General features: G+C 46.3%; 1 protein-coding gene. It reads left to right on the top strand.

Features of this window, described 5'->3' with window-relative positions:
* Nucleotides 1-615: cyclopropane-fatty-acyl-phospholipid synthase family protein (locus tag A3757_RS03080; RefSeq protein ID WP_197469699.1), on the top strand; the 615-nt coding region annotated here is incomplete at both ends.

Below are 615 nucleotides of genomic sequence, written 5' to 3'. Positions count from 1 at the left end.
GAACCACTTTCTCCCAATGACCCGCTTTATTCCGAGCTACATATTCTTGATGAAAATTGTTATCTAGATATTATGACGGGCGGCAGCATAGGCGCGGCAGAAGCCTATATGTCAGAAGACTGGAGCTCACCGGATCTAACTAAACTAGTGCAAGTCATGGTCCAGAACCGTGATATTCTAGATCAAATGGAAGGCGGCTTCGCCCTGCTATCCCGGCCCTTAACTAAAGCCTTTCACCTCTGGAACCAAAATACCGAAAAAGGCTCCAAGCGAAATATCGCTGCGCATTACGACCTGGGTAATGATTTATTTAAGACCTTCCTGGACCCGACAATGATGTATTCCTCTGGCATCTTCCCTAGCGAACAGGCAAGCATGGAAGAGGCATCACAATACAAGCTTAAGACTATCTGTGAAAAACTAAACCTATCTGAATCTGACCATGTGGTTGAAATTGGCTCTGGCTGGGGCGGGTTCGCCATCTATGCTGCCAAGCACTATGGCTGCAAAGTCACCACCACCACGATCTCTGATAAACAACATGAGTTAGCACAAACACGGATCAGCGAAGCAGGCTTAAGCGATAAAATCACACTTCTAAAGCAAGACTATCGT

This window comes from Oleiphilus sp. HI0117 (genome assembly GCF_001635235.1).
Note: the sequence above shows the minus strand (reverse complement) of the source record. Positions and strands in the feature narration are given on the sequence as shown.